General features: G+C 64.1%; 19 protein-coding genes. 14 read left to right on the top strand and 5 right to left on the bottom strand.

Going from position 1 to position 19,553, the window contains the following annotated elements:
* The first annotated feature begins 460 nt into the window (after positions 1-460).
* The 3 genes from I6F35_RS33385 to I6F35_RS33375 are packed head-to-tail and all read left to right on the top strand — an operon-like array spanning position 461 to position 4,003.
* Positions 461-1,849, top strand: coding sequence for a 3-deoxy-7-phosphoheptulonate synthase class II (locus tag I6F35_RS33385; protein ID WP_225121889.1), 1,389 nt, complete (start codon positions 461-463; stop codon positions 1,847-1,849).
* Positions 1,850-1,852: 3 nt separating this feature from the next.
* Positions 1,853-2,206, top strand: coding sequence for a diacylglycerol kinase (locus I6F35_RS33380; protein WP_225121888.1), 354 nt, complete (start codon positions 1,853-1,855; stop codon positions 2,204-2,206).
* A gap of 45 nt (positions 2,207-2,251) precedes the next feature.
* Complete coding sequence (locus tag I6F35_RS33375; RefSeq protein ID WP_225121887.1) at positions 2,252-4,003, top strand: NAD+ synthase; 1,752 nt, start codon at positions 2,252-2,254, stop codon at positions 4,001-4,003.
* On the opposite strand, the gene I6F35_RS33370 is transcribed toward I6F35_RS33375, so the two are convergent.
* Together I6F35_RS33370 and I6F35_RS33365 are read right to left on the bottom strand one after the other, a co-directional pair.
* Complete coding sequence (locus tag I6F35_RS33370) at positions 4,004-5,185, bottom strand: DUF2865 domain-containing protein (RefSeq protein WP_225121886.1); 1,182 nt, start codon at positions 5,183-5,185, stop codon at positions 4,004-4,006.
* A 170-nt stretch (positions 5,186-5,355) separates the two neighbouring features.
* Positions 5,356-5,661, bottom strand: a complete 306-nt coding sequence (locus I6F35_RS33365) for a hypothetical protein (protein WP_225121885.1) — start codon at positions 5,659-5,661, stop codon at positions 5,356-5,358.
* A 288-nt stretch (positions 5,662-5,949) separates the two neighbouring features.
* Between I6F35_RS33365 and cysS the strand changes: the two genes are divergently transcribed.
* The 3 genes from cysS to cimA all read left to right on the top strand — a co-directional run bounded on the left by cysS (position 5,950) and on the right by cimA (position 9,581).
* A complete protein-coding gene (gene cysS / locus I6F35_RS33360) occupies positions 5,950-7,362 on the top strand; it encodes a cysteine--tRNA ligase (RefSeq protein ID WP_225121884.1) in 1,413 nt (470 codons plus the stop codon).
* A 117-nt stretch (positions 7,363-7,479) separates the two neighbouring features.
* Entirely contained in the window at positions 7,480-7,986 is a 507-nt protein-coding gene (locus I6F35_RS33355; RefSeq protein WP_225121883.1) for a GNAT family N-acetyltransferase, read from the top strand.
* Positions 7,983-9,581: a citramalate synthase gene (cimA, locus tag I6F35_RS33350; protein WP_225121882.1), complete on the top strand. Its 1,599-nt coding sequence runs from the start codon at positions 7,983-7,985 to the stop codon at positions 9,579-9,581. The genes I6F35_RS33355 and cimA overlap by 4 nt, the downstream gene beginning before the upstream one ends.
* 91 nt (positions 9,582-9,672) lie before the next feature.
* Here the strand turns inward: cimA and I6F35_RS33345 are convergent, their stop codons facing one another.
* On the bottom strand, positions 9,673-10,278 hold the full coding sequence (locus I6F35_RS33345; RefSeq protein WP_225121881.1) for a TIGR00730 family Rossman fold protein: 606 nt from the start codon (positions 10,276-10,278) through the stop codon (positions 9,673-9,675).
* A gap of 24 nt (positions 10,279-10,302) precedes the next feature.
* Between I6F35_RS33345 and I6F35_RS33340 the strand changes: the two genes are divergently transcribed.
* The 5 genes from I6F35_RS33340 (at position 10,303) to I6F35_RS33320 (ending at position 15,308) form a co-directional block, all read left to right on the top strand.
* Positions 10,303-10,509: a hypothetical protein gene (locus tag I6F35_RS33340; protein WP_225121880.1), complete on the top strand. Its 207-nt coding sequence runs from the start codon at positions 10,303-10,305 to the stop codon at positions 10,507-10,509.
* On the top strand, positions 10,509-12,479 hold the full coding sequence (locus I6F35_RS33335) for an ABC transporter ATP-binding protein/permease (RefSeq protein WP_225121879.1): 1,971 nt from the start codon (positions 10,509-10,511) through the stop codon (positions 12,477-12,479). The genes I6F35_RS33340 and I6F35_RS33335 overlap by 1 nt, the downstream gene beginning before the upstream one ends.
* Positions 12,480-12,674: 195 nt before the next feature.
* Positions 12,675-13,373 carry a phosphatidylserine decarboxylase gene (locus tag I6F35_RS33330; RefSeq protein WP_225121878.1) on the top strand — a complete coding sequence of 233 codons (699 nt, stop codon included), beginning with the start codon at positions 12,675-12,677 and terminating at the stop codon, positions 13,371-13,373.
* Between the two features lie 77 nt (positions 13,374-13,450).
* On the top strand, positions 13,451-14,326 hold the full coding sequence (gene pssA / locus I6F35_RS33325) for a CDP-diacylglycerol--serine O-phosphatidyltransferase (RefSeq protein ID WP_225121877.1): 876 nt from the start codon (positions 13,451-13,453) through the stop codon (positions 14,324-14,326).
* Between the two features lie 262 nt (positions 14,327-14,588).
* Positions 14,589-15,308: an RraA family protein gene (locus I6F35_RS33320; protein ID WP_225121876.1), complete on the top strand. Its 720-nt coding sequence runs from the start codon at positions 14,589-14,591 to the stop codon at positions 15,306-15,308.
* A gap of 18 nt (positions 15,309-15,326) precedes the next feature.
* Here I6F35_RS33320 and I6F35_RS33315 read toward each other — a convergent pair whose 3' ends face one another.
* Both I6F35_RS33315 and I6F35_RS33310 read right to left on the bottom strand, forming a co-directional pair.
* A complete protein-coding gene (locus tag I6F35_RS33315; RefSeq protein WP_225121875.1) occupies positions 15,327-15,950 on the bottom strand; it encodes a TerC family protein in 624 nt (207 codons plus the stop codon).
* A gap of 324 nt (positions 15,951-16,274) precedes the next feature.
* Positions 16,275-16,568, bottom strand: a complete 294-nt coding sequence (locus I6F35_RS33310; protein ID WP_225121874.1) for a hypothetical protein — start codon at positions 16,566-16,568, stop codon at positions 16,275-16,277.
* A 250-nt stretch (positions 16,569-16,818) separates the two neighbouring features.
* On the opposite strand from I6F35_RS33310, the gene I6F35_RS33305 reads away from it, so the two are divergent.
* From I6F35_RS33305 to I6F35_RS33295, 3 genes are all read left to right on the top strand, one after another.
* Positions 16,819-17,649 (top strand): SDR family NAD(P)-dependent oxidoreductase, encoded by an 831-nt coding sequence (locus I6F35_RS33305; RefSeq protein ID WP_225121873.1) that lies wholly within the window; start codon positions 16,819-16,821, stop codon positions 17,647-17,649.
* Between the two features lie 206 nt (positions 17,650-17,855).
* The gene (locus I6F35_RS33300; RefSeq protein WP_225121872.1) at positions 17,856-18,629 is read left to right on the top strand and encodes a MotA/TolQ/ExbB proton channel family protein; all 774 of its coding nucleotides are present in this window, start codon (positions 17,856-17,858) and stop codon (positions 18,627-18,629) included.
* 33 nt (positions 18,630-18,662) lie between these two features.
* Entirely contained in the window at positions 18,663-19,493 is an 831-nt protein-coding gene (locus I6F35_RS33295; protein ID WP_225121871.1) for a flagellar motor protein MotB, read from the top strand.
* The last annotated feature ends 60 nt before the right edge of the window (positions 19,494-19,553 follow it).

The following is a 19,553-nucleotide window of genomic DNA, read 5'->3' as shown; positions in this document are numbered from 1 at the left end:
AGCCGGACGATGACAGCGCAAGGCTGTTTGACAATTGAATCAGTATCTCCCCACGTCGTCCCGGGCTTGCGCGCCGCGGCGAAGCCCTTTGGGCGTAGCCGGGACCCGGGACCCATAACCACAGGCCTTTGTGATGTGCTCCGCCGCAACCGCTTGCTCGCGCCACAACGCTCCCTGTGGTTATGGGTCCCCGCCTTCGCGGGGACGGGACCGCTATTTGAAATTTGAATCAGAACCAACGTGCGCATCGACGGCATCGTGGGATGGGTAGAGCGCAGCCTCAGCCGCTTACGGATTTTCCTCGAGTGTTCGCGTTTTGCTCTAACGGACGCGAATTCGGCTGTTGCCGCAATGGTTTGAGAGGACAGATGGAAATTCCGGCTGGCGGTCCTTCATCAGCCTGTATATATAGCTTCGCTTTCCCGGATAAGTAGCGGTTTTTGCTCAGGAGTTAACGCCCATGTCCGAGCGCTGGACACCCGACAGTTGGCGCACCAAGACGGTCTTGCAGATGCCGGACTATCCGGATGCCAAGGTATTGGCTGACGTCGAGGCGCAGCTTGCGACTTTTCCGCCGCTGGTGTTCGCGGGCGAAGCGCGCAACCTGAAGAAGGGGCTGGCGCGGGTCGCCGCGGGCGAGGCGTTCCTGCTGCAGGGCGGCGACTGCGCGGAAAGTTTTGCCGAGCACGGCGCCAACAACATCCGCGATTTCTTCCGCGTCCTCTTGCAGATGGCCGTCGTCCTGACCTATGCGGGCGCGCTGCCGGTGGTGAAAGTCGGGCGCATCGCCGGGCAATTTGCAAAACCGCGATCCTCGCCGACCGAGAAGGTCGAGGGGGTCGAACTGCCGAGCTACCGCGGCGACATCATCAACGACATCGCCTTCACCAGGGAGGCGCGCACGCCGGATCCGCAGCGCCAGTTGATGGCCTACCGGCAATCGGCCGCGACGCTCAACCTGCTGCGGGCGTTCGCCACCGGCGGTTTCGCCAATCTCGGCAGCGTGCATCAGTGGATGCTCGGCTTCCTGAAGGACTCGCCGCAGTCACGGCGCTACAAGGAACTCGCCGACCGCATCTCGGAAGCGCTGAACTTCATGCGCGCCTGCGGCCTCGACCTCGAGAGCCATCCGGAATTGCGCTCGACCGATTTCTACACCAGCCACGAGGCGCTGCTGCTCGGCTACGAGCAGGCGCTGACCCGGGTCGATTCCACGACCGGCGACTGGTACGCGACCTCCGGCCACATGATCTGGATCGGCGACCGTACGCGGCAGCTCGAGAACGGCCACGTCGAATATTTCCGCGGCATCAAGAATCCGATCGGCCTGAAATGCGGCCCGTCCCTGAAGGCCGACGAGCTCTTGAAGCTGATCGATGTGCTGAGCCCCGACAACGAGCCCGGACGGCTGACGCTGATCGCGCGGTTCGGCTCTGACAAGGTCGGGGAGCATCTGCCGGCGCTGATCCGCGCGGTGCAGCGGGAAGGGCGCAGCGTGGTGTGGTCGTGCGATCCCATGCATGGCAACACCATCACCTCGACCTCGGGCTACAAGACCCGCCCGTTCGATCGCGTGCTGTCGGAAGTGAGGTCGTTCTTCGCCATCCACCAGGCAGAAGGCACCCACGCCGGCGGCGTTCATCTGGAGATGACCGGGCAGGACGTCACCGAATGCATCGGCGGCGCGCGCGCGATCACGGATGAGGATCTCAACGACCGCTACCACACGGTCTGTGATCCCCGTCTCAATGCCGAACAGTCGATCGACATGGCCTTCCTGATCGCGGAGCTTCTGAAACAGGAGCGGGCGAACAAGGTCAAGCCGATGCCGGCAGCCGCGGGGCTCTGAGACTTGCAGCGGTTCTGGCGGGCCACCATCAACTCGTGGCACGGCCTCGGCTTTGCGATCCGCTCCGAGCAGGCGGTTCGCGAGGAGGTGGTGGCGCTGCTGTTGTCGGTGCCGGCGGCGTGGCTGATCGGCGCTACGGTGATGCGGCGGGTCGAGCTCGTTGCATCGGTGGTGCTGGTGCTCGTGATCGAGCTGCTCAACACCGCGATCGAGAAGCTCGCCGATCGCCTGACCATGGACCACGATCCGCAGATCGGGCGGGTCAAGGACATGGGCTCCGCAGCGGTCGGCGTGGCGCTGGTGATGGCCGGGCTGTTCTGGCTGTTCGCCCTCGCCGAGCGCATGGGCATGATCTAACGCAGGCGATTGCAGTTTAAGAGGGTGCAAGGCACCATCGATATCATGAGCGAACCCGAATTCATTGTTTCACTGGCGCAACTCAATCCGACGGTTGGCGACGTCGCGGGCAACGCCGCGAAGGCGCGCGCCGCGCGCCAGACGGCGAAGGCCGCCGGCGCCGATCTCATGGTGCTGTCGGAGCTGTTCATCGCCGGTTACCCGCCGGAGGACCTGATCCTGAAGCCGGCGTTCCAGGCCGCCTGCCGCGCTGCGGTCGAGGAACTGGCACGCGAGACCGCGGACGGCGGTGCGGCTGTCCTGATCGGGACGCCCTGGGTCGAGGACGGCAAGCTTTATAACGCCTGCGCGCTGCTCGACGGCGGCCGCATCGCCGCGCTGCGCTTCAAGGCCAATCTGCCGAACTATGGCGTGTTCGACGAGAAGCGGCTGTTCGCGCGCGGACCGGCGCCGGGGCCGGTGATGGTGAAGGGCGTGCGGGTCGGCGTGCCGATCTGCGAGGACATCTGGCTCGAAGAGTCCGAGGACTACGAGAACGTCGTCGAATGTCTCGCCGAGACCGGCGCGGAGATTCTGGTCGTGCCGAACGGCTCGCCTTACGCGCGCGACAAGAATGATCTCCGCCTCTCGATCGCGGTCGCCCGCGTCACCGAGAGCGGCTTGCCTTTGATCTATCTGAACGAGGTCGGCGGGCAGGACGAATTGGTGTTCGATGGCGCTTCGTTCGCGCTCAATGCCGATCTTTCGGTCGCGGCGCAGCTGCCGGCCTTCGAGGAGAGCATCACGACGCTGCGCTGGACCAAAAGCGACACCGGCTGGCGCTGCAACGGGCCGATCACGTCGCTGCTCGAAGGCGACAAGGCGGACTACGCAGCCTGCGTGCTCGGCTTGCGCGACTATGTCCGCAAGAACGGCTTCCCCGGCGTGCTGCTCGGCGTTTCCGGCGGCATCGATTCGGCGCTGTGCGCGGCGATTGCGGTGGATGCGCTCGGCACTGAGCAGGTCCACGGCGTGATGCTGCCGTTCCGCTACACCGCGCAGGTGTCGCTGGATGATGCGGCCAGCCTGACCAGGATGCTCGGCATCCGCTACGAGGTGCTGCCGATCGCCGACGCCGTGAACGGGTTCGAGAGGATCCTGGCCGAGCCGTTCAAGGGCCTGCCGCGCGACATCACGGAGGAGAACCTGCAGGCGCGCACCCGCGGCACCTTGTTGATGGCGCTCTCCAACAAGACCGGCGCGATGGTGGTGACCACCGGCAACAAGTCGGAGATGTCGGTCGGCTATGCCACGCTCTACGGCGACATGAACGGCGGCTTCAACCCGATCAAGGACATTTACAAGACCGAGGTGTTCCGGCTCGCCGCCTTGCGCAACGAGTGGCAGCCTGAAGGCGCGCTCGGCCCGTCGGGCGAGGTGATCCCGCCCTCGATCATCACGCGGCCGCCGACGGCGGAACTGCGCGAGAACCAGACCGATCAGGACTCGCTGCCGCCTTACGATGTGCTCGATGCGATCCTGGAACGGCTGGTGGAGCGCGAAGAGCCGCTCGCGTCGATCGTCGCCGCAGGCTTCGATCGCGAACTGGTGGCGCGCATCGATCGCCTGCTTTCCATCGCCGAGTACAAGCGCCGGCAGGCCGCTCCCGGCGTCAAGGTCACACCCAAGAATTTCGGCCGCGACCGCCGTTATCCCATCACCAACCGCTTCCGCGATCACGGCGAGGCGCTGCCGCAGCCGGACGAGAAGCTGGTCACGCGCGGCACCCGCGCCTCGGTGGAGGCGTTCGAGGGCTGACTATTGCTGCTTCTGCGGGATGAAGGGCGGCCCGACAGTGCGGATCGGCCGATCCCCCGGGGGCGTCGGATCAGCCGGCGGCGCAGGTGTTTCCGGCGTCGGCGCTGCATTCGCCGAGGCGGTACCTTTCTTGCCGGCAGGCGCCTGCTTCGTCGCCTGCTGCTGCGCGCGCTGCTGCATCTTCCGCGCGCTCTCCTCGGTGACGATGATGTCGCCCTGCTGCTCGACGGCGGCCTTGTCGTCGACCGATTTCAGCGCCTCCGCCCAGGTCTGGCCGGCCGGCTTGCAGGAGCAGGATGGATTGAACTCGGTGCGGAATTTGAACGCGTTCGGCAGCGACGTGTACGGCTGGCCGCTGATCGACACCGCCTGGTTGATGTCCTCGCCGGGATTGCGGTAGGCGAACAGGGTTGCTTCCGCCGCCGGACACTGCGCCTTGCAGGTCTTCTCGTCATCGGCAAAGCGCCCCTGCACCGTCGCAAACGAGATCGGGAAATAGGCGCCGTCGCAGCTGCGCACGCAGACGGTGCGATAGGTGCCGGATTGCGGGGCAAGGTCGCCGGTCGGCGGCGCAATGGTCACGTTGCTTTCGCTATGATTGCCGAAGAGATTGTCGAGGAAATTGCCGGGCCCGCGCGCGGCATTGGCATATTGCGGGCCGCAATTGTTCTGCGCCAGCGCGGTCAGCACCGAGCGGCGCTGGTTCTCGCGGTCGGCGCCGCCGAGACCGCCGCTGCGCAGCCGCTCCAGGCTCGTCGTCATCTGATCGAGATTGCCGCGCATCTGCTGGATCTGGGTGTTGATCGGACCGCATTGCGCAGAGTTGTTGTTGAACAGCGAGAAGAAGCCCGAGCTGTCGCAGCCCATGCGCCGCGCCTGCGCGGTGAGGCGGTCGAGTTCGGCCTGCTGTCTCGATGCGGCGTCCTGGTAACGGCGGATCTGCTCGTCCCTGACCGGATCGCCGCTGCCGCCGCCGCGGTCGATGGTCGCAAGCTGGCCTTCGAGCCGGATGCAGATCGGATTGGACGGCGCGGCCTGTTGCGGCGCTGCCTCCTGGGGCATCTGCGCGAGAGCATCGTCGGGCGTCTGCGCCAGCGCATCCGCTCCCGGCAGGGCAGTGCCGAGCAGGAGGGCGCATGTCAGAAGCCACCGGGAGAAGCAAGAATTCAGGCGATTGGGCATGTCCAGTCACAGAATGACGCCGCGCGGCGGGCAAGCCCGAAAGGCGCGGCCAAGGCCGCCTGCAATAGCCGTTTCTCAGGGCAGCGTCACGTCGTTTCCGGGGCTCCGATGTGGCAAAACCCCGTGAGAATACCGGCTCTTGACTGCCCCTCGGCGGGCGCAGACCGGGATCAGCGCTGGCAGGTGATGGCGATATATTCGCCGCAAGCGCCGCCAGTGCAGTTACCCGCGGCCTTCGGAATGGCGCCGGTAATTTCGTCGGGATCGACGCGGCGATAGGCGGTGGCCTGGCCAAAATCGCGTGACTGGCAATAGGAGCGGGCGGCGTACGCCCCGCATTTGTCGCCTCGCGCGAGGCATTCGTCGACGCCATAGCCGTCGTCATGGTTGGCGATGATGAAGACGCGGCTGTCGGCCAGTGCGGCGGCGGAGGCTAAAATGAATGTGCAGGCAAGAAATACGGATCGAAATCGCATGAGGCACCAAGGGGAGGGGAACCGGTGCCTATCCGATTACGCCCAACACGTTAATAATGATTAACCATGCCGTCCCTGGAATCATCGCAAGCGCCGAAATCGCCCTCAAACCGGGCGAAAACAGCCCTTGACGCCGTCGCCCAGATGGCGCCATGGTGGAACCATGAACGGCCACCTCGCCATCTGCAGCATTTGCCGCGAGATTATTAGCTAGCGATTCGCTGGCTGAGGCCGTCTTTTCTCACATCGAGATGACTCGACGCCCCGGCCACAAGGGACGGGTATTCCATGCAATTGCGTCTGTACGATACGTTGACCAGGGAAAAGCGGCTCTTCGTGCCGCTCGATCCCAGCAATGTGCGCATGTATGTCTGCGGGCCGACGGTCTACGACTTCGCCCATATCGGCAATGCGCGCCCGGTGATCGTGTTCGACGTGCTGTTCCGCTTGCTGCGGCACGTTTATGGCGAAAGCCATGTCAAATATGTCCGCAACGTCACCGACGTCGACGACAAGATCAACGACCGCGCCGCGCGGGATTATCCCGGCCTGCCGCTGAACGAGGCGATCCGCAAGGTCACCGAGCAGACGGAGCGGCAGTTTCACGAGGACGTCGATGGGCTCGGCGCGCTGCGCCCCACGGTCGAGCCGCGCGCGACCGAGCACATCGCGGAGATGCGCACGCTCATCGAAAAACTGGTTGCCAGCGGTTTTGCCTATGTCGCCGAAGACCACGTGCTGTTCTCGCCACAGGCAATGAACGCGGCCAATGGCGTGCTGCCGCGCTATGGCGCGCTCGCCAACCGCTCGCTGGACGAGATGATCGCAGGCGCCCGCGTCGACGTCGCGCCCTACAAGCGCGACAACACCGATTTCGTGCTGTGGAAGCCCTCGAAACCCGGCGAGCCGTCCTGGCCGTCGCCCTCAGGCATCGCGGTGCCGGGACGTCCCGGCTGGCACATCGAATGCTCGGCGATGGCCTGGAAGCATCTCGGCGAGCAGTTCGACATCCATGGCGGCGGCATCGACCTGGTGTTCCCGCATCACGAGAACGAACTCGCGCAAAGCTGCTGCGCCTTCCACGAAGCGCGGATGGCGACAACCTGGATGCACAACGGCTTCCTGCAGGTCGAAGGCGAGAAGATGTCGAAGTCGCTCGGCAACTTCGTCACGATTAGGGAACTGCTGGCGGATTGGCCGGGCGAAGTGCTGCGCCTCAACATGCTCAAGACGCATTATCGCTCGCCGATCGACTGGACGCTGAAGGGATTGGAAGAAAGCGCCAAGACGCTCGACGACTGGTACGCCGTTGCGGCCGATGCTGCGAGCGATCAGCCGGCGGAGACCATTGTCGAGGCGTTGTCGGACGACCTCAACACGGCGCAGACGATTGCGGCGCTGCATGGGCTACGGAGTGCGGCTGTGAGTAATGAACAGATGCGCGGCACGTTCGCGGCCTCCCTCCGGTTCCTGGGCTTCCTCGGCCAGAGCGCCGCTGAATGGAAAGGCCGCAAGCAGCAAGCGAGCGGTGTCGATGCGGCATGGGTCGAAGGCTTGATCGCGGCCCGGGCGGCGGCGCGCGTGCGGAAGGATTTCAAGGAGTCCGATCGCATCCGTGATGAACTCGCGGCCAAAGGTGTCGTGCTGAAGGACGGCAAGGATGCCGACGGCAAACCTGTGACCACATGGGAACTGGCGTGATGACCCGCCCCGACACGCCTTTCCCGAAACACTGGCGCTACTACATCTTCATCAAATGGGCGGTGATTGTTGCTGCGATCCTGCTCGTCCTGAAACTTCTGGGAGTCTTTTGACGCGATGGCACAGGCACTCCCACAACCTGCATTGCGGCCGTTCCTGCCGGCGGATACGCCGATGCTGGCGGCGATCTTCGTGGCCGCGATCCAGGAACTGACCGGAGACGACTATGGCGAGACGCAGCAGGAGGCCTGGGCGGCCGTGGCCGATGACGAGGTGGCCTTCGGCAAGAAGCTTGCGGGCGAGCTGACGCTGATCGCGACCATCCAGAATTCGCCTGTCGGCTTTGCTTCGCTGAAGAACAACGATCAGATCGATATGCTCTATGTTCATCCGAGCGTGGCCGGGCAGGGCGTCGGCGCGATGCTCTGCGATGCGCTGGAAAAGCTCGCCGGTGCGCGCGGCACCAAGACGCTGTCGGTCGATGCCAGCGACAACGCGCTGGAGTTCTTTCGCAAGCGCGGCTACGTCGCCAAGCAGCGCAACAGCGTGACCATCCAGGGCGAATGGCTCGCCAACACCACGATGCAAAAGGCTTTGGGCGCTGCCGCGGGAGGCGCACCGTGAGCCGCGCGCGCCTCTATCTTTTCGACACCACCTTGCGCGACGGTGCGCAGACCAATGGCGTCGATTTCACCCTGCAGGACAAGCAGGTGATCGCGCAGATGCTGGACGAACTCGGCATCGACTATGTCGAGGGCGGCTATCCCGGTGCCAACCCGACCGACACCGAGTTCTTCTCGGCGAAGCCGAAATTCGAGCATGCACGCTTCACCGCCTTCGGCATGACGCGGCGTCCGGGCCGCTCTGCGTCGAACGATCCCGGGCTGGCGGCGATCCTGGAGGCGAAGGCGGACGCGATCTGCTTCGTTGCCAAGTCGAGCGCCTATCAGGTGCGCGTCGCGCTGGAGACCACGAACGAGGAAAACCTCGCTTCGATCCGCGACAGCGTCGCTGCGGCGAACGCTGCCGGACGCGAGGTGATGGTCGATTGCGAGCATTTCTTCGACGGCTACAAGGAGAATGCCGAGTTCGCGCTGGCCTGTGCGAAGGCCGCCTATGATGCGGGTGCGCGCTGGGTGGTGTTGTGCGACACCAATGGCGGCACCATGCCCAACGAAATTGAGACTATCGTCGGCGATGTCGTCAACCACATCCCCGGCAGCCATGTCGGCATCCACGCCCATAACGATACCGAGCAGGCGGTGGCGAACTCGCTTGCTGCGGTGCGCGCCGGCGCGCGCCAGATCCAGGGCACGCTGAACGGACTTGGCGAGCGTTGCGGCAATGCCAATCTCTGCTCGCTGATCCCGACGCTGCGGCTGAAGCAGGAGTTCTCCGACAAGTTCGAGATCGGCGTCACCGCCGAGAAGATGACGACCTTGGTGAAGGTGTCGCGCACGCTCGACGACATGCTCAACCGCGCGCCCAATCGGCACGCGGCCTATGTCGGCGAGAGCGCCTTCGTGACCAAGACCGGCATCCATGCGTCCGCCGTGCTGAAGGATCCGCAGACCTACGAGCACGTGGCGCCGGAATCCGTCGGCAATCACCGCAAGGTGCTGGTATCCGACCAGGCCGGACGCTCCAACGTCATCGCCGAGCTCGATCGGGCCGGCATTCCCTACGAGAAGAATGATCCGAAGCTCACGCGCCTCGTCGCCGAGCTGAAGGAGCGCGAAGCTGCCGGCTTCGCCTATGAATCCGCCAACGCCTCGTTCGACCTGCTGGCGCGGCGCACGCTCGGAAAAGTGCCGGAATATTTCAAGGTCGAGCAGTTCGACGTCAATGTCGAGCAGCGCGACAATGCGCTCGGCCAGCGCGTCACGGTCGCGCTCGCAGTGGTGAAGGTCAACGTCGCCGGCGAGCGGCTGATCTCGGCTGCCGAAGGCAACGGTCCGGTGAACGCGCTCGACGTCGCCTTGCGCAAGGATCTCGGCAAGTACCAGAAATATATCGAGGGATTGAAGCTGATCGATTACCGCGTGCGTATCCTCAATGGCGGTACCGAGGCGGTGACGCGCGTGCTGATCGAGAGCGAAGATGAGACCGGCGAGAGTTGGACCACGGTCGGCGTGTCGCCGAACATCATCGATGCCTCGTTCCAGGCGCTGATGGATTCGGTGTTCTACAAGCTGGTGAAATCAGGCGCCCCGGGGTGAGCCGCCGGCGGCCCGCCAACGGCGGACCTGGCATGCACCCGCACAGACGGCAACCGCACCGAGGCGGTGACGTTTCCGAGCGAGTGAACTCTTACAGCCGCCGCGCCACGTCGGGCGCGAGTTCCTTGCCCGCCTCGGGTGCGCGGGCGGCAGCGGCGCGCAGGCGCGGCACGATGTCCTCGACGCGGTCGGCCGTCAGCACCTCGAGCGGCAGCGTCGGGCGGATGAAGGCCGTCGAGCGCATGTGATCGAGCAGCGCGAGCAGGGGCTCCCAGAAACCGTCGATGTTGGCGAGCAGCACCGGCTTGGTATGCCTGCCGAGCTGCTGCCAGGTGAGTTGCTCGACCAGCTCCTCCAGCGTGCCGATGCCACCGGGCAGCGCCACGAAGGCATCCGAGCGCTCGAACATCAGCCGCTTGCGCTCATGCATGTCGGGCGTGACGATCATCTCCTGGACGCGGGTGAGTGCGTTCTCGCGGGCGCGGAGGAAATCCGGGATGATGCCCGTGACCTTGCCGCCATGGTCGAGCGTGGAGGTTGCGACCGCCCCCATCAGCCCGATCGAGCCGCCGCCATAGACGAGGCGGATATCGTTCTCGGCGAAAATTCTTCCGAGCGCGTTGGCTGCTTCGACAAAGCTGGGGTTTGTACCGGGTCCGGAGCCGCAGTAGACGCAGACAGTCTTGATCTGATTCATCGGTCTGATTTGGTGCATTCGCTCATGTGGCACTGCAACGAAAAAAACGTCAAGCCCGGCATTTCACGTGGCGCGGCGGAAAAGTGGCGTAAATCGCTGAAAATCGTGAAAGATCCACTCCATGAGGGTTTTCGCGTGATCAAAATCGCCTATATGACGGGCACAATGCGGACCAATGCAAATCACGTGACAGCGAACCGGCGCGCCGTCCTGACGTCGGCGATTGGTTAATGTCGTCCCAACCCGAGCTGCGCCTGAGCGAAATGCCATCTCCCGACGGCAAGGCCGAGAAGGCGACCCTGATCGGCACGCTTGCGCATCTGTGGCCCTATATCTGGCCCGGTGACCGCGCCGATCTGAAGATGCGGGTGGCGTGGTCGATGGTGCTTCTGCTCGTCGCCAAGCTCGCGACGCTGTCGGTGCCCTTCACCTTCAAATGGGCGATCGACGCGCTGAACGGCACGCCGAGCGCGCCTGTGCAATCGTCGAACTGGACGATGTGGCTGATCGCCTCGCCGCTCCTGATGACGGTGGGCTATGGCGGGGTGCGCATCCTGATGGCGGTGCTGACGCAATGGCGCGACGGAATCTTTGCCCGGGTCGCCATGCACGCGGTGCGGAGGCTCGCCTATCTCACCTTCGTGCACATGCACGAATTGTCGCTGCGCTTTCACCTGGAACGCAAGACCGGCGGGTTGACACGAATTCTCGAACGCGGCCGCACCGGTATCGAGACCATCGTGCGGATGGTGATCCTGCAGTTGATCCCGACGGTGGTCGAGGTTGCGCTGCTGACGGTCATCCTGCTCTGGCAGTTCGACTGGCGCTATGTCGGCGTCGTCCTGATCACCGTCGCGGCGTTCATGTACTACACCTATGTCGCGACCGAATGGCGGATCGAGATCCGCCGCAAGATGAACGACTCCGATACGGAGGCGAACACCAAGGCGATCGACTCGCTGCTCAACTACGAGACGGTGAAATATTTCGGCGCCGAGGCGCGCGAGGCCGAGCGTTATGACCGTTCGATGGAGCGCTACGAGCAGGCCAGCATCAAGACCTATACGTCGCTGGCGGTCCTCAACGCCGGGCAGGCGGTCATCTTCACTGCCGGCCTGACGGCGATCATGCTGCTATGCGCGATCGGCATACGCAACGGCACCAACACTGTGGGCGACTTCGTGCTGGTCAACGCCATGATGATCCAGCTCTACCAGCCGCTCAACTTCATGGGCATGGTCTATCGCGAGATCAAGCAGGCGATCATCGACATCGAGAAGATGTTCGGCGTGCTGGCGCGCAAGCCGGAGGTCAAGGACGTCCCCGACGCCAAGCCGCTGCTGGTGACGGCGGGCAGCGTGCGCTTCGAGGATGTTCGGTTCGCCTATGAGCCGGATCGCCCGATCCTGAAAGGTCTCTCGTTCGAGGTGCCGGCCGGCAAGACGGTCGCGATCGTCGGCCCATCGGGTGCCGGCAAGTCCACGATCTCGCGGCTGTTGTTCCGCCTCTACGACGTCTCCGGCGGCAGGATCCTGATCGACGGCCAGGACATCCGCGACGTCACGCAAACCTCGTTGCGCGCCTCGATCGGCATGGTGCCGCAGGACACCGTGCTGTTCAACGACACCATCCGCTACAACATCCGCTATGGCCGCTGGGATGCGACCGATGCCGAAGTCGAGCAGGCGGCGAGGCTCGCGCAGATCGACGCCTTCATCCGGATGTCGCCGAAGGGCTATGAGACCCAGGTCGGCGAGCGCGGCCTGAAACTGTCCGGCGGCGAGAAGCAGCGGGTGGCGATTGCCCGCACCGTGCTGAAGGCGCCGCCGATCCTGGTGCTGGACGAGGCGACATCGGCGCTCGACAGCCACACCGAGCACGAGATCCAGGCCGCGCTCGAGCGCGTCTCGCGCAACCGCACCTCGCTAGTGATCGCGCACCGGCTTTCGACGATCGTCGGCGCCGACGAGATCATCGTCCTCGACCAGGGCCGCATCGCGGAGCGCGGAACCCACCCCCGGCTTTTGGCGCAGGGCGGGCTTTATGCCAGCATGTGGAACAGGCAGCGCGAGGCCGAGGAGGCGCGGGAAAAGCTCGCGATGGTCGACGACGGCAGCGAGACGCCCAACCGCGCGCCGCCCCCGGTCGACGAACCGGAGCCCGATCCGGTGGACAAGCCCTTGCCGACGGCTGCGGAATAGGCTCCATCTTCGTCTCGAGCATGATCTTTTCGGAAAACCGGTTTCCACTTTTCCGGATCATGCTCTAGAGCATATTCGGTTCTGATTGGATCAGAACCGAAGCTCTAGATTCTTATTTTGACGCGTTTTCTTCACGCGAACCGGTACCCACTTCGCTCGAAAACGCTCTAGGACCGGAAAACCGAGTGAGATTCGATGTCGATCGCCAATTCCATCCGCGCGCAGATTCCGCCCATTCATCCGGAGGGCTATCCGTTCATCGGCGGCTTCGCGCTGGCGAGCCTCGTCCTGTTCTGGATCTGGACGCCGCTGGGCTGGATCGGCACCGTCCTGACGATCTGGTGCGCGCTGTTCTTCCGCGACCCCGTGCGGGTGACGCCGGTGCGGGACGGGCTGGTGGTGGCGCCCGCCGACGGGCGTGTGTCGATGATCACACAAACCCTGCCGCCCGCCGAACTTGGGCTCGGCGATCGGCCGCTGCCCCGGGTCTCGATCTTCATGAGCGTGTTCAACTGCCACGTGAACCGCAGCCCGGTCGCGGGGCGGATCGACCGCATCGCCTACCGGCCGGGCGCCTTCATCAATGCCGAGCTCGACAAGGCGAGCGAGGACAATGAGCGCAACTCGCTGGTGATCTCGACGCCCAACGGCCGCATCGGCGTGGTCCAGATCGCAGGCCTGGTGGCGCGGCGCATCGTCTCGTTCGTGCGAGAAGGCCAGTCGATCGGCGCCGGCGAGCGATTCGGCCTGATCCGGTTCGGCTCGCGGCTCGATGTCTACCTGCCGGAAGGCACCAAGCCGCTGGTTTCCGAGGGGCAGACGGCGATCGCCGGGGAGACCGTGCTGGCCGATTTCCGCATCCCCGAGCCGGGATGGACCTACCGGGCCGATTAACCATCGGGGCCGCCAGTTGCGGCGGCTTGCCGCTATAATGGCGGAGGGGGCCAGCGCTTGTTATATGATTGCGAGCCATGATGCCGATCGACTCCAAATATCCGGAACTGCGCCGCCGACGGTTTCGCCAGATTCCGGTGCGGATGCTGGTGCCCAATGTAATCACGCTGCTGGCGATCTGCGCGGGCCTGACCGCAATCCGCCTGTCGACCGAAGGGCGGATGGAGCTTGCGGTCGCCGCGATCGTGTTTGCCGCTGCGCTTGACGGCATCGACGGGCGCATTGCGCGCCTGATCAAGGGCCAGTCGAAATTCGGCGCCGAGCTCGACAGCCTCGCGGATTTCGTCAATTTCGGCGTGGCGCCGGGCCTGATCCTCTATTTCTGGCAACTGCACGATTTAGGCAATGGCGGTTGGATCGCGGCCATGGTGTTCGCGATCAGCGGCGGGCTGCGGCTCGCGCGCTTCAATGCCTCGATCGACGATCCGAACAAGCCGGCGTTCGCGGCAAACTATTTCACCGGCGTGCCGGCGCCCGCCGGCGCCATCACGGTGCTGCTGCCGGTCTATCTGGGTTTCCTCGGTGTCACCACGCCGCCGGCGACGCTGACCGCCTTCTATACGCTCCTGATCGCGTTCCTGATGGTGTCGCGCCTGCCGGTATTTTCCGGCAAGACGATGCGCATGCGGGTGCCGCCGGAAATGCTGCTGCCGGTGTTCGTCTCGGTGGTGTTCTTCATCGCGCTACTCGTCAGCTATCCCTGGCATATCCTCTCCGCGGGCTCGGTGCTCTACCTGATCAGCCTGCCGTGGGGCTGGAAGACTTATCGCGACCACGCGCGTGCCGCGGAGGCGATTGTGCCGGCCGAGGCCTCGACGTCGCCAACTCCGCCGCCGAGCTATCCGGGCGTCACTGACGCCGATCACGACGACCGTCCGACTCGTCTCAATTGAATGATGCCAGACCCTTATGGTGAGGAGCGCGCAGCGCGTCTCGAACCATGGGGCCCGGCCGGTGGCCTCATCGTTCGAGACGGTCGCCGCGTGACCTGCTCAGGATGAGGGGCGATAGCGGAGGGACGACGGTTCGATACCGAAACTCCTGCCCCAAATATCAGCCATGAGCGGAGCTTGGTTGGGTTCACGGCCGATCTCGGCTATAGCCATGGGCCAAGATCGTCTCGCCAAGAAGCATCCACTTGCCAGGAGAAACGCCGTGAACAAAGCCGTCACCGCCCCGCTGCCCGCGTCCGTCCTCGAAGCCTTGGCGCGCTACGACACGCCGACGATCTGCAACGCGATGGAGATCGTCGCCCCGGAGCGGCGGTTGATCGGCTACACGACCAAGCCGCTGGTCTGCCCGTTCCCGAACCTGCCGCCGATCGTCGGTTACGCCCGCACCGTGACGATCCGCTCCGTCCTTCAGTCCGGACTGCCGGCGGCCGAGCAGGCCAAGCGTCGCATCGAGTATTACGAATATGTCGGCACCGGTTTGGGCCCGCGTATCGCCGTGATCCAGGATATCGATGGCGCCGATGTCGGCTATGGCGCATTCTGGGGTGAGGTGCAGAGCAACGTGCACAAGGCGCTCGGCTGTCTCGGCGTGATCACGGACGGTTCGATCCGCGATATCCCGCAATGGGCGCCGGGCTTTCAGGCGTTGGCCGGATCGATCGGTCCGTCGCACGCCTGGGTGCATGCCGAGAGCTTCGGCGGCGAGGTGCGGGTTGCCGGCATGACCGTGCGCTCCGACGATCTCATTCACGCCGACCAGCACGGCGCGATCGTGATCCCGATCGATATCGCCGCGAAGCTGCCGGATGCCGCCGAGCTCTGCGGCCGCCGTGAGACGCCGATCCTGGAGATCGCACGCAGCCCGGACTTCTCGCTCGAGAAGCTGAAGGAAGCGCTGAAGCGCTCGGCCGAGATTCACTAAGCGAAGTAGCTCGCGAGCTCACGCCGGCGCAATCTTGGCAACGTCGTGAGCACCGCGAATGACCATGTCGACGGCGACATAGAGGATGACGGCCAGGCCGACATAGGCGATCCAGCGATGCTTCTGCAGCAGCCGCGCAATGAAGGTTGCGGCTGCTCCCATCAAGGCGATGGAAAGGATCAGGCCGAAGACCAGCACGATCGGATGCTCGCGGGCGGCTCCCGCGACGGCGAGGACGTTGTCGAGCGACATCGAGACGTCGGCGACGATGATCTGCGTCGTGGCCTCGAAGAGCGTCTTCCGGGGCGCCACCTCGGCGGACGCGCCGAGTTCCGCATCGGCTTCCTCTTTCGCGGCGGCGCGTAGCTCACGCCACATTTTCCAGCACACCCACAACAGCAGGATTCCGCCGGCGAGCAGGAGGCCGACGATCTGCATGATCTGTGTCGCAACCACCGCAAACAGGATGCGCAGCACGGTGGCGGCAAGAATGCCGATCAGGATCGCCTTGCTGCGTTGCTTCTCAGGCAGGCCGGCCGCGGCAAGGCCGATCACGACAGCATTGTCGCCGGCGAGCACCAGGTCGATCAGGACGACCTGCAGCAGCGCGGCAAGGAATTCAAAACCAAGAAATTCGGACACGGGTCATGCTCCCCTTCTGATTGGGAGAGCGACCCCGGACTCGATGTGGGTTAGATGGCGAGATGCGTCTTCGGTGAGGAATTCACCGATGCGTCCCGCGATCCAATGCCGCAGATCAAAGCAGGGCCACTCCAACTTGACTCCAGTCCGACATCGCAGCCTGTCGGCTGCCAGAGGGGCCCGGCCTGGTACACTTCACTTAGATCATGATCCGCTCAGACGGAATAGGATCATGATCTCATCTCTTGTTCGAGCCTGATCTCCGGGCAAACGCTTTGCATTTGTCGCGAGGGAGAACCGGTCTCCGCTTGTGCCGATCATGCTCTAGGGTTGCGAATTCGCACGCGCGATGGCCTCTTCCTCGAAGAACAGCGCCGCCTGGTCCGGTTCGCCAAAAATTGCCGCTGCACACCCCATGAAGGTGAATGCACCGGCAAAATCCCACCACGTAATGTTCGCTGAATTGGTCTGAGCCCGGACCAGGCCCGCCACGATGGCGGCGATCGCCGCCTCCGCGAACAGCAGGATGCTGAAGGCGGGCAGGACGAGCGCGGGCTCGAGCAGGCGGATCAACAGGATGACCGGGAACAGGGTCACGGCGCCAAACAGCGCGAACACGCCGAACGGCTCCAGCGAGGGCGCATTTCGCATGATCCAGTTTGAGCTGGAGGCCAACATCTGTTTCCCTGAATGAATACACAGAGATAGAAGCCGCGCAGAAAATCTGCCCGCAGCACGCTATCGAGGGTGATTCATAGCAAAAGGCATGTGCGTGCGGGAGGTTTCTGACCCGTGGCGCAGCGCCGCAGACGGGTGTAGTTGTCCTCCGACCGCCATGCGGAACCCGGACAGGGACGGAAGGTGCTCGATGGAAATGCGCGACAAGACCGTGTTTATCACCGGGTCCACCGACGGTGTCGGCCGCTATGTTGCGACCAGGCTCGCCGTCGGCGGCGCCAATGTCCTGGTCCATGGGCGCGACCAGGCGCGCGCGACAACGCTGATCGAGGAGATCAGGCGGGCAGGGGGCCGCGAGCCCATCTTCTACCAGGCCGATCTGTCCTCGCTCGCCGAGACGCGAAAGCTTGCCGAGGCCGTGCTCGCAAACCACAAGCGACTTGACGTCTTCGTCAGCAATGCCGGGATCGGTTCGCAGAACGAGGGTCCGGCCCGGCAGACCAGCAAGGACGGTCACGAGCTGCGCTTTGCGGTGAATTACCTTGCCGGCTTCCTGCTGGCGCATCTGTTGCTGCCGCTATTGAAGGCGAGCGCACCGTCGCGGATCGTCAACGTCGCTTCCCTCGGTCAGCATCCGATCGACTTCGACGACGTGATGATCACGAAGAACTACAGCGGCTCGCGGGCTTACGCCCAGAGCAAGCTCGCGCAGATCATGTTCACGATCGATCTCGCCGAAGCGCTGCAAGGCTCCGGCGTCACCGCAAATTCGCTGCACCCGGCGACCTATATGAACACCACCATGGTGCGGGCCGGCGGCATCACCCCGATCTCCACCGTCGAGCAGGGCGGCCAGGCGATCCTGCATCTGGTGTTGGGCGACGATGTCGCCGACGAGAGCGGACTGTTCTTCAACGGCATGAATGAGGCCAGGGCCAATCCGCAAGCCTATGACGCATCCGCGCGGAAAAGGCTGCGCACGCTCAGTTGCGAACTCACCGGGCTCGATGCCGATCGCTGAGCCACGCCGACGATTATGGTTAGCGAAAGGTTGAGACCGCCATCGCGCTCGGGCTCCGCTCGGTTTGCGCGTGATTTTACGGGTTCCTCCTCGGCTTAACCTTTACGCGTCTTTAATGGCGGCCACGTAGGTTTTCCGGCGCGGTCCGGGGTTGGGCCGTGCACCGTCCAGGACAGGCGGTGTGTAGCGTACGCGTGGAGTCTCCCATGGATATCATGACGGGCGTCGGGCTCGTGGCGGGCATTATCGTGATCTCGACGATGATGCTGATGGGCGGCGACCTGCACATGTTCATTTCTGAACATGCCATGATCATCATTTTCGGCGGATCGATCGCGGCCACGATGATCCGCTTTCCATTGGGCGCTATCCTGCATGGCCTGCCGCTGGGGGCGAAATTCGCCTTCACCATGAGCCGGCTGTCGGCGCGTGATCTGGTCGACGAACTGGCCCGGATCGCCGAGATCGCCCGCAAGCAGGGCCCGGTCGGCCTTGAAAAAGTCGAGACCAGCGAGCCCTTCCTGGCCAAAGGGATCCGCTATGTCGCCGACGGCTACGACCTCGAATTCATCCGCGACAATCTCGAGCGCGACCGCGATAATTTCCTGATGCATCTCGACGAAGGCAGCAAGATCTACCGTGCGATCGGCGACTGCGCGCCCGCCTTCGGCATGATCGGCACGCTGATCGGCATGGTGCAGATGTTCGCCAACATGACCGATCCCTCAAAGCTCGGCCCGTTCATGGCGACCGCGTTGCTTGCCACGCTCTACGGCGCGCTGATTGCGAACCTGTTCTGCCTGCCGATTGCCGACAAGCTGCATGGCAAGCTCCTGGACGAGGAGACTAACCGCACGCTGATCATCGACGGCATCCTGATGATCCGCGATTCGAAGAGCCCAGCATTGGTCCGCGAAATGCTGCTCGCTTATCTGCCGGAAAAGCACCGCGAGGAAGAGGGCGAACCGGTGCCGGCCTGATCTTCGGCCTGGCAACGGTCGGAGGTTCACGCGATGGCCAAGAAGAAGCGCGGCGACGCACATACCGGAGGGCACGGCTGGTTCGTGACCTTTGCCGACCTGATGGGGCTGATGATGAGCTTCTTTGTGATGCTCGTCGCCTTCTCCAGCATGGACAACAACAAGCTGAAGATCGTCGCAGGCTCGATGCGCGACGCCTTCGGTTCGCAGACCAATGTGCGCTATTCCGGCATCATCGAATCCGACGGCCTGCCCACGCGGCCGAAGTTGAAGAACGTCGAACATATCTCGCCGGAAGAAACCTCGGACAAGCCGACGCCGGACGAGAAGGAGCGCAACCAGGTCAACGGCGCCAAGCTGCACACCGATCGCGCCTTCGCGCTCGCTTCCGCTTCGCTCCGCCAGGCGCTGCAGGACATGCCGGAATTGACCGAAATGTCCAAGCACATCATGTTCGAGGAAACCAAGGAGGGCCTCAACCTCGAGATCGTCGACCAGGACGGCCGCTCGATGTTCGCCGACGGCTCCAAGGTGCCCTTCGACCGCACGCGGCGGCTGATCCAGAAGCTGGCCGGGCCGCTCAAGGCAACGCCGCTCCGTGTATCCATCGTCGGCCACACCGCCGCCGGTTTCGTGCCGGCGCGCAGCGACTACGGCGCGTTCGACCTGTCGGCGGACCGCGCCAACGCGGTGCGCCAGATCCTTGAGCGCGAAGGGCTGCCGCCGTCGCACATCTTCGCCGTCTCGGGCAAGGCCGACAGCCAGCCGTTGTTTCCGGATGATCCTTCACTCGCGGCAAACCGTCGCGTCACTATCACCTTGATGCGCGAGGATCCGCCGCTGCCGCCCGGCTTGAAGCCGTAATCCGCCGAATTTACTATCTTGCTGTCTGTCCGCCTGCCACGGATACGCGTCCGGCGCAAC

This window comes from Bradyrhizobium sp. BRP22 (genome assembly GCF_020194175.1).
Lineage (GTDB): Bacteria > Pseudomonadota > Alphaproteobacteria > Rhizobiales > Xanthobacteraceae > Bradyrhizobium.
The sequence above is the reverse complement of the archived record's forward strand: the minus strand, read 5'-3'. Positions and strand labels throughout refer to the sequence as shown.